Below are 15164 nucleotides of genomic sequence, written 5' to 3' on the forward strand. Positions count from 1 at the left end.
CCTCTAGCGCCGATGGTACTGCGATAAGCGGGAGAGTAGGTCGCCGCCAGTTTTTTTAAACCTTCATTCTTTATTGAGTGAAGGTTTTTTGTTTTTATTTTAGTCCCTTCCTTTAATTATATATAATCAAAAATCTATCCTATCATCTATACGCTCATAAGCTTTTTTGCTGCTTACCATTTTCCTATTTTAATTAGCCTTAAAAGAAAGTGCCGGTTTCAATTAACACTAAGCCGAAAGGCTTCGGGGATTTTTCATTTTCAGATTAAGATGCAGTCTTTTGCCGTTATAAGTATAAATAATTCCCCTTAGCATTTATTCTTTCTGAGAAACATTTTGATAGCAATTATATCCTATTATTATATCCATTTTTAGATTAATAGATTTAAATTACGATATATTTCCTGATTATGATGTCAGAGTGATTTACGGCTGTTTGTAGATAATCTGGTCCGATTTATACACCATTTAGTCACCGTGCGGTCCTGTTTAATCAGTTTCCTTATCGGTCTGATGTATCAACGTATTTCAATGGGAAAAATAAAAAGCGAGAAAAAATTTCCTCGCTTCTAATTTATGATTTTAAATCCAATTTCAATTCTAATTCTGTGAGCTGTTCCTGATGAATCGGCGCCGGCGCATCAATCATTACGTCTCGTCCTGAATTGTTTTTCGGGAATGCGATGTAATCTCTAATCACTTCGTTTCCGTCCAAGATTGCAACCAATCTGTCAAACCCAAAAGCTAAACCTCCGTGAGGTGGTGCTCCGTATTTGAAAGCATTCATTAAAAATCCGAATTGTGCTTCAGCTTCTTCTTTTGAGAAACCAAGCAAATCAAACATTCTTGACTGTAAATCTTTATCAAAAATTCTGATAGAACCTCCACCGATTTCGTTTCCGTTTAGAACTAAATCATAAGCATTGGCTCTTGCTTTTCCCGGGTCGGTTTCCAATAAACTAAAGTCTTCTGTTTTTGGAGAAGTGAATGGATGGTGCATCGCGTGGTATCTTCCAGATTCTTCATCAAATTCCAATAGTGGGAAATCTACAACCCAAAGTGGCGCGAATTCATTTCCCTTTCTTAAACCAAGACGGTTTCCTAATTCCATTCTCAAAGCAGAAAGTTGTGTTCTCACTTTATCCGCATTTCCGCTCATTAAGAACATCAAATCTCCAGCTTTTGCTCCGAATTTCTCAGCGATTTTTTTCAAATCTTCTTCTGAATAAAATTTGTTAACTGATGAAGTCACAACGCCATCGTTCTGGAATTTAATCCAAACCATTCCTGTTGCTCCGATTTGTGGACGTTTTACCCAATCTATTAATTCATCGATTTGTTTTCTTGTGTAGTCAGCAATTCCTTCAACATTAATCCCGACAACTAATTCAGAATCATCGAATATTTTGAAATCCTTTCCTTTAACCAATTCATTCAGTTCCACGAATTCCATTCCGAAACGGATGTCCGGTTTGTCGTTTCCATATTTCTGCATTGCATCGGCAAAAGTCATTCTAGGGAAATCTCCAAACTCTTTTCCTGTGATGTCTTTTAATAATGTTTTGGTCATTCCTTCGAAAACATTCATAATGTCTTCCTGCTCTACGAACGCCATTTCGCAATCGATTTGTGTGAATTCCGGTTGTCTGTCGGCACGTAAATCTTCGTCACGGAAACATTTTACGATTTGGAAATATCTGTCCATTCCGCCAACCATCAATAATTGCTTAAAGGTCTGTGGCGATTGTGGCAAAGCGTAAAACTGTCCGGGATTCATTCTGCTTGGAACTACGAAATCTCTCGCACCTTCTGGAGTTGACTTAATCAAAACAGGTGTTTCAACTTCGATGAAGCCGTTATCAGAAAGATAATTTCTAACTTTCTGCGCCATTTTGTGACGAAAAATCAGTTTGTCTTTTACGGGATTTCTTCTGATATCCAGATATCTGTATTTCATTCTCAACTCTTCTCCACCATCAGTTTCGTCTTCGATAGTGAATGGAGGAAGTTCAGAAGCATTTAATATTTTTAAATCGGAAACCAAAATTTCGATATCGCCGGTTGGAATTTTTGGGTTTTTGGAAGCACGTTCTATAACAGTTCCTTCTACCTGAATCACAAATTCACGACCTAATTTCTTAGCCGATTCCAACAATTCTTTTGAGCTTCTTTCCTCGTCCAAAACCAACTGTGTAATACCGTAACGATCTCGCAAATCGACCCAAATCATAAAACCTTTGTCACGGATGGTTTGTACCCAACCGGAAAGTGTTACTTTTTCATTCAGATTTGCCAGCGTCAGTTCGCCGTTTGTGTGTGTACGGAACATAAAATTTAGTTTAAAGTTTAGATGTTCAAGGTTTAAGGTTCGATGTGTCAACTTTGAATTGTGAACTTTGTACCTTGAATTTTCGAGTGCAAAGATAAGGTTTTGTGAGAAATAATTTTGATTGATGTTGAAAGGTTTTTTGATGTCAAAAGTTGAATCTTGGCGCAGCGTGTAAGGGATAGTAGTGGATATCCTTTTTCTGTTCTTTGAACAGGAAAAGATAGGAACGGATAGCCCGACCCGAGAGGCTGCTGAGCATTGGAGAGGGATACGCCCAAAGTATTGGATAATTAAAAATTAATTCATAAATTCGTAATAATCAAATACTTAATTATTATGGGAAAAGGTGATCAAAAATCTACCAAAGGAAAAAGAGTACGCGGAAGCTACGGCAAAACAAGACCGAGAAAATCTTCTCAACCAATAGCTGTAACAGAGAAACCGACCAAAGTAAAGGCCGAACCAAAGCCAAAAGCAGCGAAACCGAAAGCTGAAAAAGCAGAGGAAACCGAGGAAAAACCGAAAGCAAAACGAACAAAAAAAGCCGAAGAATAATCTTCGGCTTTTATATTTTTAATGTTGGGAATTTATTTTCCAAAAATGCTTCCCAGCAATCCACCCAATCCGCCTTGTTGAGATTGTTGCTGCTGATTTCCACCGCCAAGAACATTGCCTATAATATCTCCCAAACCTCCGCCAGAAGATTGGGTTGCTCCGCCGATAACGCTTCCCAGAATATCACTCAAAGGATTGTTGGATGCCTGAGCTTCCTGAGCAGAACCGCCAAGAATTCCGCCTAACAAATCTCCTAATCCGCCTCCGGAGTTAACATTGTTGGCTTGCTTTTGCTGACCAATATACCCCATAATGACAGGTGCCAAAGTTGCCAAAACCGGTCCTATTTTGTCCATAGAAATTCCTGTATTTGCGGATAATTGGTTTTCTACGTTGGCTTTGTTTCCACCGAAAATATGGTCAAGGATAGAGTTTCCTTCGGATTCTCTTTCAAGCGCTTGAGCTGGATTGTTTAGGATGCTTCCATCGTGATGTTTGTCCAAGGTTGCATTCAGTTTGTCAGCTTCCTCGGGACTTTCCGATTTCTTTTTCAGGTAACTGATGACCAATGGTGCTGCTACAACCAATAACGCAATGATTTGATTTTTGCTGATTCCGAATTTGTTTTCAGCTTGTTCAGCGACTTGATTACCAGCGCTTCCCGTGATAAGGTCTAATAGACTCATAATTTATGTTTTTAAAAATGTTATTAGTAAAGATAAACAATAAGACTAAAAGTTTTTGATTTCCTCCAAAGAATTTTTTGCTTTTCTGAGTTTTAAAAACTCCTGACAATTGTTATACATAAAATCTGATGTATCAGTTGGTGTTTTGTCGCCAAGATAATATTCTAAAACACCAATGTTATTATTCATCCAAGGAAAAAGATAATATGACAAGCCGCCTTTGTAAGATTTATCTTTTTCAAAGTTTTGACCTGGAGGTGTTTTTGAAATAACAAAAAAACTTAATACATAGAAAAAAGGGGTAAACAAAACAGATAATGAAATGTTTTTGTATAATCTTGGTTTATGATTTCTGATAATAATTAGTCCTTCCATTATAAAAAGTAAAAAGTACAAATAAGAGTTCAAAAAGAAAACATAATTGTCTGATACATTGTAGATGGTTGCAAATCCAAAAGGAGCTAAAAAACTAATTAAATAATATTGATTTTTAAAATTTTTTATAGTTTTCAGCTTTTTGAAAATGACTAAAACTCCTGGAATGGTGAAAAACCAAAAATTGTATATCAGATAACCGATAGCCACTGCAATATCCATGGCAAAACCATAAACTCCTTTGTTAATACTTCCTGTAACCCAATCAGAGTTGCCGGAACCGTAAACTTTTGAAGCATCATAACCGTTGATAGATGCTAAAAGATATAATCCAAAGGCAAAGAATGAAAAAATTAGTAGACTGGATAAAATATTGACTTTGAATTTTTTATAAGCATAAAAGTTAAGAACAAGCCATCCAGGTATAAGCATGATATTCTGAACGTGAGCCCAAAAAGATAATCCTAAAATAAGACTTGACCAGAAAAGATGAATGTGTTTTTTAGATTCTAAAAATTGAAGGGAAAAATAGGTATAAAGCGCAATCCAAAAACTATTAAAGGTATAAACTTCAATAATTTCTGTCTGTTTCCAAAACGTAAAACTAAAAGCAAGAATTAGCGTTCCGATATAAGCGTAGATTTCCTCCTTAAACTTTAGTTTAATAATTGAAAAAATAACAGCTAAAGTTAAAATCGAAAAAATCAGGTTAAAATATCTAACCGCAGGAATAGAGTCTAAGCTGAAAATTTGTTTAAAGCCAACCAGAAAGTTAGTGTAAAGAAACTTACCAAAAACAGTAGTATCATCTGTAAATTGATTAATTTCTGCCAGATTTACAAATCCTAAAGCATCACCAAAAGGAACCTTTGAAAAGCTAAAATAGCGGTAAAATAAAAATAGAAAAGAAAAAAAGAAAATTCGGTAAAGATTCCTCATCTAAGCTTAATTTTTAAAAATAGGGACATTACTGCAAGCTTCTCCAAACATCAGAGATTTTACAAGCGGTTTCAGTTGTTCCACCAATTCTACATAAGCGTTGTTCGGAATCAGTTCATCGCTACAGCCTTTCACCAAGACACGTTTATCGCGCAACTCAGAAAAGTCATAGGTCTGGATGGCGTTGTGCATCAGCAGAACTTCAAGATCTTCACGGTTCCCAAAAACAATTTTCTTCGCAGCATCCGTAATTTTAGAAGTAATTAGAAAGTAAGCCCAAAGTGGAATGATCACATCCTCAGAGCAATAAATGTAAACATAAGCGTCTCTGTAGATTTCCTCATCAATATTTTTAATTTTCTCACGGAAATCTTTTTCCTTCAGAATCATCCCTTCCCAAAGAAAATCTTTGATATCGATTCCCAAACGTTTCCCTTTCGGAACCAAGTCAGAAATATCAAAATTCACCAATCCGCTTCCTGCAACTTTATTTACGATTTCTTTCATTTTCTTAATACTAATATTTTTAGGAGCTTAATCCCGCTAGTAGTTTATCCTGAGCTTGTCGAAGGGCTATATCTTTTTCTTTTTTGCAAAAAAGAAAAAAGATGCCGCTACTATCGGGGCTATGAGATTTGTCTGTAAAAAAACAAATTTAACCAGATTAGAACTTTCCCAATCCTAATCGCTCAAAAAGCTTTAATTTTGTTCAAAGTTAATTATTTTGAATGGAAAACTTCTTTAGATTTATCTATTGAAAAGACTTTCAAAATCTAAAATCCATAAACCTTGAAATATTACATCATAGCAGGCGAAGCTTCCGGTGATTTGCACGCTTCCAACTTAATGAAAGCCATTAAACAAAAAGACCAAAACGCAGATTTTCGTTTTTGGGGCGGAGATTTGATGCAGAAACAAGGCGGAACTTTGGTCAAGCATTACCGTGATTTGGCTTTTATGGGTTTTCTGGAAGTGGTTCAGAATCTGAGAACCATTCTCAACAATATCAAATTCTGTAAAAAAGACATCCAGGAAAACAAACCGGATGTTTTGATTCTGGTAGATTATCCGGGATTCAATTTGAGGATTGCAAAGTTTGCGAAAGAATTGGGAATTAAGGTTGTTTATTATATTTCGCCTCAGCTTTGGGCTTGGAAAGAAGGTCGTGTAGAAACGATTAAAAAATACGTGGATGAGATGCTGGTGATTCTTCCTTTTGAGAAAGATTTTTACAAAAAACATCAGGTCGAAGCCCATTTTGTTGGACATCCATTATTAGACGCGATTGAAGGTTTGCCACCGATTGACATTCAGGGATTCAAAAAGGAGAATCAGCTTAACGATAAAGAAATCATTGCGCTTCTCCCAGGTTCCAGAAAACAGGAAGTTTCTAAAATGTTGGAAACAATGCTGTCCGTGAGAAATAACTTTCCGGATTACCAATTCGTAATTGCCGGTGCGCCAAGTCTTGATAAAGATTTTTATGAACAATTTGTGGATGATGATGTTCATTTCGTTTCGAATAGAACTTACGATTTGCTGAGATGTTGCAAAGCCGCTTTGGTAACTTCGGGAACGGCAACTCTGGAAACTGCTTTGCTGAATGTTCCGGAAGTGGTTTGCTACAAAGGTAGCCGAATTTCTTACGAAATCGGGAAACGACTGATCAAGAATATCAAATATATTTCACTTGTCAATCTGATTATGGACAAAGAAGTTGTAACAGAACTCATCCAAAACGAATTGAATACTAAAAATCTCGTTGAAGAACTTAATAAGATCCTCAGTACTGATAAAAGAGATGATGTTTTGAATAATTACGAAGTTCTAAGAAACAAACTCGGAGGAAGCGGTGCCAGTCAGAACGCAGCAGAACTTATTGTAAATGGTTAGAAAATGAAGATTTTAAAATCAGTTTTATTTTGTTTTCTATTTCCGATTGTTGTATTTGTTATAGCATATATTCCGGCTTTGATAATGGGAAAGACACAATTTTCTCAAGTAAGACTTATTATTGAAACGGTATTACCATTTATATTAATTATAGGACTTTTTAATTCGATATTACTCTACATTGCGGATAGCTTTAAGCAAGTAAAATATAAAAGGTTTGTCAGCTTTTTGCCAATAATTATAATTATTATCTCGATTTTAATCTTAACTTTAGATTTAGGGTCGACTTTGATTGTACTCCCTGTATTTTTAACAAATTTAGTTTGGAACTTTACGATTAAAACAAATTATATGATTAAAATACAAGACCAACTGCAAAAAATCGAATCGCTTTTACCGGAAATCAATAAAGAGAATGAAAACGTTTCCAAAGCTTCTGTGGGTTGGCATCTGGAACATTCTCTTTTAATTTTGAACGGGAGTCTGAAAGGTTTGACAATGACCAATCCAGAAAACTACAAACCGAAATTCAGCGTTAAGAAATTCATTTTTCTCAATTTCGGATTGATTCCGAGAGGGAAAATTAAGTCTCCAAAGCAATTCATTCCATTAGAAACGCCAACTAAAGATAGTATCGAAAAGCTTCTGAATCTGGCAAAGGAAAGATTGGAAACTGTGAAAAATCTACCTTTAGAATCCTATATCACGCATCCTTTTCTTGGCGACCTCGATAAAAAAACAACGCTTAAGTTTTTAGCTCTTCATACCAATCATCATTTAAAGATTGTTAATGATATTTTGAAATAAAATATTTCTTATCTTTATTCCGAGACATTAGAATGTCAATATTGTCAGGCTGAGCGTACTCGAAGCCTTTCATAAAAACACACAAAAACACAAATGAACTTCAATGAAAAAACAGCCATTATTTATATTGCTGCTCTGTTCCATTCTCGGGATTCTATTTCAGGAATACCTGATAATGAGTCAGATTCCCATTTTTTCATTGCTGATAATTTCTTCGGCTTCTCTGTTTTCACTATTGATCAGGGATCAGTTTTTTCAACGCATCAAATATTATTGTTTAGGATTTTTCTTTTTCTCAATCGGCATTTTTGTCCATTTTCAGAATTCTCAACAACCAACTTTGCCAAAGCTCAAAGAAAAAGAAAACGTTGTTTTTCAAGTGGATAAGAAGCTCAATTCCAATGAAAAGAACAAGAAATATTATGTTGATATTCTTGACATTTCGGATTTAAAACAAAAAGAAAATTTTCCTTTCAAAACTGTAATTAGTATTCCAAAAGATATTGAAGCTTTGGATTTTCAACATTATTATAAAGCGGAGGTTTACATTCATCAGCCGGAAGAAACTAAAAATGATTTTCAATTCGATTATAAAAAATACTTGGCAAGACAAGATGTTTATTTTCAGGCTTACCTTCCGAATGATATTCTGAAAACTGAAAAACAAACCGTTTCTTTTGAAGATAAAATCAAGCAAAAGCGTTTGGATATTCTCAATAAAATCAATCATTCTTCTTTGTCTCCGAAGATTCAGGAATTTCTTAAAGGAATTATTTTGGCTGACAGAACTGAGACGGATGCTGAAACAGTCAAAGACTTTAATCAGACCGGTTTGGTTCATCTTTTAGCGATTTCAGGTTCGCATATGGTCATTATTTTCTGGCTCACCCTTTTAATTTTGAATCAAATTCTCCCAGTAAAATTTAGAAAAGTTTCAATCGTTCTGAGTATTCTCCTGATTTGGACATTCGCCATTTTTATCGATTACGGAAACTCTGTGATGCGGAGCTGTCTGATGATTACTTGTTATTATATAATGGTTTTGTTACAGAGAAAATCCGACTTGCTGCATTCTTTGGCGTTGTCGGCTTTTATTCTTTTGATTGTCGATTCACAGCAATTGTTTGATGTCGGATTTCAGTTGAGTTATGTAGCGGTTTTGGGCATTTGGTGGTTGACGAGTCCAATTAAAAAACTGTTCAGAAAACCGAAATTCAAAATAGAAAAATTCTTTTATGAAATCTCAGCAATGACTTTTGCGGCACAGATTGCGACTTTGCCTTTGGCAATTTTTTATTTTCATCAGTTTTCTTTGGTATCAATTGTTGCGAATCTTCTGATTATTCCGTTGTCGGAACTGATTATTGTTTCTTCTTTATTGATGGTGATTTTGATTGCTTTTGGTTTTAGCAACATTCCATATTTATATACTGCGTTCGATAGTTTCGTCAGCTATGTTCTAAAACTCATTCATTGGTTTTCCGGCTTCGAATCGTTGATGAGCCGGAACATCTCAGTTAATTTGATAGAATTGAGCATTCTTCTTTTAATGATTTACTTTTTAAAATTTGTAATAAAAGATTGTTTCAATCCTAAGAATCTATTGAGGTTTGGGGTTTGCTTAATGCTATTTTTTGCGTTGAGAATTGCATTTAATTTTCATCAATATAACAAAGAAGAGATGCTGGTTCACAGCTTTTACAAAGAAAAGATCGTGAGCGTCAAAGACAAAGATCAAGTTGTATTTTGGATGAAAGAAAATAAAAATGAAGACAAGATCCGGGATTTCGTTATCAATCCTTATATAACTTCAAGACGAGTCAAGGATTTTAAAATCAATTATATTCCTTCAGATTCGGAAGCTTTTGTTTATCAGGGAAAACAATATAATTTTAAGTAATATAGTTTTTATAAATAAAGTCTTGCCTTTTTCATAAGAAATATGTATTTTTAAGAAAAACAAAACTATGATGGATTTCTTTATCGGGATGAGTACTTTACAGCAGGCCTTTTGGTGGGTCGCTATTATTGCCAGTCTTATTTTCCTGATTCAATTGATTTTTACCATTGTCGGTACCGATTTCACCGACGGTTTGCACGCTGATTTCAATGGCGACCTAGACGCGGTTCACGGGCCTTTCCAATTGTTCTCGTTCCGGAATCTGATTAATTTCTTGATGGGATTTGGATGGACAGGTGTAGCTTTCTATCATAGTTTTCAAAACCAAATGTTCCTTGTCATTTTAGCAGCTATTGTAGGCTGTTTGTTTGTGGTAATTTTCTTTATTGTTATCAAACAGATTTTGAAACTGACGGAAGACAATACCTTCAATATCGATAAACTGATTGGCAAAACAGCGGAAGTTTACCTTAGAATTCCCGCGCAGAAATCTGGTAAAGGTAAAGTTCAGGTATCGCTAAATGGAAGTAATCACGAACTATTGGCAGTAACTGAAACCGAAGAAATCCCTTCCGGAAATCTCGTCAAGATTGTCCGCATCGAAGAAAAAATACTAATTGTTGAAAAAATTTAATGACTTTATATGGAAATGATTAATGGAACTTTTATTCTGATTCTGGTCGGGGTATTCGTATTATTTGTAACATTCTTGGCGTTGATTTCGCGCTACAAACGTTGTCCGTCCGACAAAATTTTGGTTATCTACGGAAAGACCGGCGGCAGCTCTGCCAAGTGTATCCACGGTGGTGGTGCGTTTGTATGGCCAGTGATTCAGGATTTTGCTTATCTGGATTTGAAACCGATTTCTATCGAAGCTAATTTAACTAATGCTTTATCAAGACAGAATATCCGTGTGGATGTTCCTTGCCGATTCACGATTGCGATTTCTACTGAACCAGATTCTATGGGCAATGCTGCAGAAAGATTATTGGGATTGTCTCCGGAGCAGATTCAGGAGTTGTCAAAAGACATCTTATTTGGTCAGTTACGTTTGGTGATTGCCACGATGACGATTGAGGAAATCAACTCAGACCGCGATAAATTCCTAGACAATATCTCTAAAAACGTTGATACCGAATTAAAGAAAATTGGTCTTAAATTAATCAACGTTAACGTTACCGATATCAGAGATGAGTCCGGTTACATCGAGGCGCTTGGAAAAGAAGCTGCAGCAAAAGCGATTAACGAAGCGATTATTTCCGTAGCCGAACAAACCAAAATCGGGGAAACAGGAAAAGCAATTGCCGACAGGGAAAAAGATACACAGATTGCCGAGACGCAAAGAGACAGAGACGTTAAGATTGCGATTACTCAAAAAGATAGGGAAATCAGCATTGCATCAGCTGGGAAAGATGAATCCATCGGTAAAGCTGAGGCTGAAAGAGATGCGCGTATTGCGACTTCCCAAGCTAACTCACTGGCGGTAAAAGGAGAGAATGAGGCGAAAATTACCATTGCAAATTCTGACGCGGAAAGAAGGGAGAAAGAAGCAGAAGCTTTGAGAATTGCAACAGCGGCTGAGAAAGTTCAGGCAGCGAAAGCTTTGGAAGAATCCTATGTGGCTGAGCAAAAAGCGGAAACAGCCAGAGCAGAAAGAGAACGTTCCACGCAACAGGCTAATATTGTAGTTCCTGCAGAAATTGCAAAACAAAAAGCAATCATCGATGCGCAAGCTGAAGCTGAGAAAATCAGGCTACAAGCCAAAGGGGAAGCCGACGCGATCTTTGCTAAAATGGAAGCGGAAGCGAAAGGTTTATTCGAGATCCTGACGAAACAAGCAGAAGGTTACGACAAAGTAGTACAGGCTGCGGGCGGAGATACCAACAGCGCCTTCCAGTTACTATTGATTGAGAAATTACCGGAGTTGGTTAAAACTCAGGTTGAAGCGGTGAAGAATATCAAGATTGATAAAGTAACGGTTTGGGATAGCGGAAACAATCCGGATGGCAATACCTCAACTGCCAACTTCGTTTCGGGAATGATGAAAACCGTTCCTCCACTCAATGATCTGTTCAATATGGCCGGACTGGATTTGCCGTCTTACCTTAAAGGAAAAGATGAAAAACAGGTCGTAGAAGTCAAAGAAGTGAAGCAGGACACGCTGCCAAAAGCGGATGATGGCGCAGGACATTCTTAAACAGATTTCCTAAGAATCACTCTAATATTTATAAATGTCCGTATCTTTCTCTAAAAAGGTACGGACGTTTTAATAAAAACACACGTGTGTTTTTGACGACCTTTACAAACGCTTTGTTCATCAGATTTTCAAAAGGGCAATTTTTCACGTTTATCCTTATCAAAAAAGGTCAATTTGTTTGGTTAAAAACATCAAGACCTTTTTATCAAAACATCAAGTTGTTTTAATGAAAACATCAAGACCTTTTTGGCTATCTCCACAAACCCTCTGTTCATAGTACTTGCAGAAGGCCATTTTTCTAACTTTAAAAACATAAAAAAGCCCCAGATTTTTGAGGCTTTTTATTCATCAATTGATTGTGAAGTCTATTTTACAATAACTCTTTTCACGAAACCTTCCGAAGTTTTTACCAGGTAAACCCCTGTGGAAAGTCCGGATGTATCGATGGTCAAAGCATTATTTTCTTTGGACAGCATTTTGCCGGACATATCATATAATTCGTAACCTTGCGCTCTGTTGAAATAAAGGATGTTTCCTTTGTTCACAGGATTCGGGAAGATGTTGAACGTTGCTTTTTCGTTGTTCGTATCGCTGTTAGCTAAAGTTGGAGAAAGCGCTACTTCGTACATTGATAGTGTGCCGCTGATTTCGTTGGCCACAACCACATAACCTTTCCCTGTCGCAGAGTTTTGAGGAGCAATGTAGGTAATGCCTTCCGGGCCGTTGTCGCCACCATAGGCTGATGTCATTCTGGAGTGTTTGTAATCGGTAAACGTCACGTTGGTCGGGTCGGTCACATTATAGACCATTACACCGCCGGTTCTTTCCAACGTGATGAATGCGAAAGTCTGCCCGCCAATCGTTCCAAGTGCCACGCCTTCCGGCTCAGGGCCTTTTGCACGGCTTCTTACTTTGGCGCCATTCGCCTCGTTATCTGCATTGAAAATCAAAGGGTGGTTGGCTGCGATGTATCTTTCGAACTCGTCGCCACTGTCATAGACGATTTGTTTTGTATCCGCATTGAAGATAGAGAAAGACCTTGCTCCCAACGCATTGATTTCCTCAAAATCCGGATTGGAATCGGTATTTCCATTCACATTCGTCACTCTGAATCTTCCTAAATTGTGAGAAGCTTTCAGGATAGAGGCGTTCGGGAAATTATTTGGATTTAATACATAGCCATTCGCTCCAACAGTAGTTCTCTCGCTGAAGCCACCTAAATCTTTTTCGTCGCCTTCGTTAGCTGTCACAAGATAATCGGTATTTCCTATTTTGAAAGAAGCCATTGCATCCGGATTGTAGTAAGCTTTTATAGGCCAGTTCGCAATCAGGATTTCGCCATTGTTATCAGACGCATCGAAGCCATTTCCGGGCAGGCTCATATCTTTTTTGCCCAATCCCCAGAGGTTTCCTAGAGTATTAGTCGTAAGGTCAACCTCGATAATTCCGTTATTTTCCTGGCAAGACACCCAGGCTTTCTGACTGTCAGAACTGATAGCAATATATTCTGGCTCAAGATCCTGAGCTAATGTACTCGTTGATTTAACTTTTCTTCCGCCTGACGCTATGAATGCTGCTTCCTGAGTGTTGTAGCCTGCAAAAGAAAGTGTGGTTACATTAGACTGAGAAATATTTGGAATTCCTGATGAAATATCAATAATACTGATAGAACCTTCCGGATCAACCGTATAAGCATCGTTGGGTTCGCCCTCGTTGGCGGTCATTACCTTTTTGCCATCCGGCGTGAAAGTTACCATATCCGGTAAAACCCCCACCGTTAATTGCTTCAGGAAATTTCCCTGTGTGTCAAAGAAAACCACGGAACCATTGCTCTGTGCATCCGTTCCATTTGGAGAGGCCACTGCAAGAATTCCGTTTTTCACAGCGATACTGGTGATGCCACCGTAAGGCTTCATATCAACAGTTTTGATAACCGTTGGTGTTGTCGGATTGGAGAAATCAATGATGTCAAAAACATCTGTTATAGAACTGATTGTAAACAATCTTTGAGTCTGTGGGTCGTGAACAACAATCTCTGTAGAGCTGTTTCCATTACTGGAAGGGTCAAAACTTCCGATGTAATTTAAAGTGATCTGGTTTGATGGCGCTGGTGCTGGTTTATCATTATCAATAATATAAACGGTGGAAGAAGCGTCTCCTGAAATTGTAGTGCCCACAGGATTTTCAAGATTTAGAACAAAATATTCTGCCTGTTGCTCTAGCGTAGCATCATCAATGATTGGGATATTAACGGTGTAGGTAGAAGTTCCGGGGACTATATTAATAATTTCAGAAGTAAATGTATAATCATTGCTATCTGCAGTTCCGAAAGCTGGCTTTGCAACGAGATTAACTGATGCATTAGAAGGGTTCGTAACATTAATTTTGAATGCCAGAGTTCCTACACTTTCATCAACTTTAATCAAAGTTTTGTCTAATAAAATGCTGGTTCCCGCCGTTGAGAATGTGCTCGAAGTTGAAGCTGTAACAGCATTGTCGCTTTCATCTTCAACTACATTAGGTTTCAGTGCCAGATAATAAGCTTGATTTGGAATCAATCCTTCAGTCGGGATGATTGTAATTTGATTGTCTGCAAATGTCGTTGTAAAAGGAACGCTATTTCCGGAAGGGTTATTCAATTTCAATTCAACAAGGTTCTGAGCATTGGCAGAAGTAATCGGTGAGTTATCAATCAGTCTCACATTCTCATTGAATTTGATTGTAGGATTAACGGTTGTAGAAGCGTTATTCACATTGTTTGCTGGCGAATAAGTTACTGTAGGCGCGGTTGTGTCAGCTTCTCCGATAGCATCAGCATCTACGGTAAAATTGTCAAATCTGTTATTTCCTACTGTACCGCCGGCGCCTTGAGCAAACTGAACTTTGAGCTTGAAATTAGGATTGTTGGCAACACCTGCAATTCCTGAAAAATCAAAAGTAATTAGCTCCGGGTTCGCATCCTTTGATATAATAGTTTGATATTCAAGGAAATTTGTCCCGTCCAGAGAGTAGGTCCAAACCTGGTTTCCTGCTCCAGAACCAGACCTTCTCGTTGAGAACTTTACAACCACATTGTTATAACCAGTTGTCGGGATATTGAATTGGATGTTTCCGTTGATAGGATAATTGTATCTCAGATGTGTTCCGGAAGCATCTCCGTTTCTGGCATTCAGGTTATCCACATTGAAGTTTTGGCCAGTTCCTCCTGCAAAATCTACAAAAGTATCCGTACTCCCTGTGCCGGTTGAACTGGCGTTGATAGAACCATTAAGAAGAGTTGAGGTAGGCGTGGTAATGGCTGCAACATTTGCATTGTTGTTGAAGTTCCAGTAATGGATTAATGTTTGTGCTTGGGTTGTACTATAAAACATAGCAGCAATCGGCAAAAGACCTTTGAAAAGGTAGTTGTTTTTCATTTTTACTTTTATTTGGATTTGAGCAAAAATGACTATAATTATTGGTCAATATTTTAATTAAATCTTA

At 37.3% G+C, this 15164-nt stretch carries 11 protein-coding genes; 6 read left to right on the plus strand and 5 right to left on the minus strand.

Annotation, left to right across the window (positions count from 1 at the left end; translation table 11 throughout):
• Positions 1-574: 574 nt before the first annotated feature.
• Complete coding sequence (gene aspS, locus BXY58_RS10465) at positions 575-2329, minus strand: aspartate--tRNA ligase (RefSeq protein ID WP_120213814.1); 1755 nt, start codon at positions 2327-2329, stop codon at positions 575-577.
• A 336-nt stretch (positions 2330-2665) separates the two neighbouring features.
• Between aspS and BXY58_RS10470 the strand changes: the two genes are divergently transcribed.
• A complete protein-coding gene (locus BXY58_RS10470; protein WP_120213815.1) occupies positions 2666-2884 on the plus strand; it encodes a 30S ribosomal protein THX in 219 nt (72 codons plus the stop codon).
• A gap of 32 nt (positions 2885-2916) precedes the next feature.
• On the opposite strand, the gene BXY58_RS10475 is transcribed toward BXY58_RS10470, so the two are convergent.
• Genes BXY58_RS10475 through BXY58_RS10485 form a run of 3 tightly spaced genes read right to left on the minus strand, consistent with a single transcriptional unit; the run spans position 2917 to position 5391 of the window.
• Positions 2917-3570 carry a DUF937 domain-containing protein gene (locus BXY58_RS10475; protein ID WP_120213816.1) on the minus strand — a complete coding sequence of 218 codons (654 nt, stop codon included), beginning with the start codon at positions 3568-3570 and terminating at the stop codon, positions 2917-2919.
• Positions 3571-3615: 45 nt separating this feature from the next.
• Positions 3616-4884 carry a protein O-mannosyl-transferase family gene (locus tag BXY58_RS10480; RefSeq protein ID WP_120213817.1) on the minus strand — a complete coding sequence of 423 codons (1269 nt, stop codon included), beginning with the start codon at positions 4882-4884 and terminating at the stop codon, positions 3616-3618.
• A gap of 6 nt (positions 4885-4890) precedes the next feature.
• Positions 4891-5391 carry a DUF2480 family protein gene (locus BXY58_RS10485; RefSeq protein WP_120213818.1) on the minus strand — a complete coding sequence of 167 codons (501 nt, stop codon included), beginning with the start codon at positions 5389-5391 and terminating at the stop codon, positions 4891-4893.
• Between the two features lie 282 nt (positions 5392-5673).
• Between BXY58_RS10485 and lpxB the strand changes: the two genes are divergently transcribed.
• The 5 genes from lpxB (at position 5674) to BXY58_RS10510 (ending at position 11681) form a co-directional block, all read left to right on the plus strand.
• Positions 5674-6777: a lipid-A-disaccharide synthase gene (gene lpxB, locus BXY58_RS10490; protein ID WP_120213819.1), complete on the plus strand. Its 1104-nt coding sequence runs from the start codon at positions 5674-5676 to the stop codon at positions 6775-6777.
• Between the two features lie 351 nt (positions 6778-7128).
• Positions 7129-7584, plus strand: a complete 456-nt coding sequence (locus BXY58_RS16930; protein ID WP_170144221.1) for a DUF1569 domain-containing protein — start codon at positions 7129-7131, stop codon at positions 7582-7584.
• 103 nt (positions 7585-7687) lie between these two features.
• A complete protein-coding gene (locus tag BXY58_RS10500) occupies positions 7688-9484 on the plus strand; it encodes a ComEC/Rec2 family competence protein (RefSeq protein ID WP_120213821.1) in 1797 nt (598 codons plus the stop codon).
• A 67-nt stretch (positions 9485-9551) separates the two neighbouring features.
• Positions 9552-10118 (plus strand): NfeD family protein, encoded by a 567-nt coding sequence (locus BXY58_RS10505; protein ID WP_120213822.1) that lies wholly within the window; start codon positions 9552-9554, stop codon positions 10116-10118.
• 15 nt (positions 10119-10133) lie between these two features.
• Positions 10134-11681 carry a flotillin family protein gene (locus BXY58_RS10510; RefSeq protein WP_371868496.1) on the plus strand — a complete coding sequence of 516 codons (1548 nt, stop codon included), beginning with the start codon at positions 10134-10136 and terminating at the stop codon, positions 11679-11681.
• 365 nt (positions 11682-12046) lie between these two features.
• On the opposite strand, the gene BXY58_RS10515 is transcribed toward BXY58_RS10510, so the two are convergent.
• Positions 12047-15097, minus strand: coding sequence for a choice-of-anchor I family protein (locus BXY58_RS10515; protein ID WP_120213824.1), 3051 nt, complete (start codon positions 15095-15097; stop codon positions 12047-12049).
• Positions 15098-15164 lie beyond the last annotated feature (67 nt).

The sequence above is a fragment of the Epilithonimonas arachidiradicis genome (assembly GCF_003610695.1).
GTDB classification, from domain to species: Bacteria; Bacteroidota; Bacteroidia; order Flavobacteriales; family Weeksellaceae; genus Epilithonimonas; species Epilithonimonas arachidiradicis.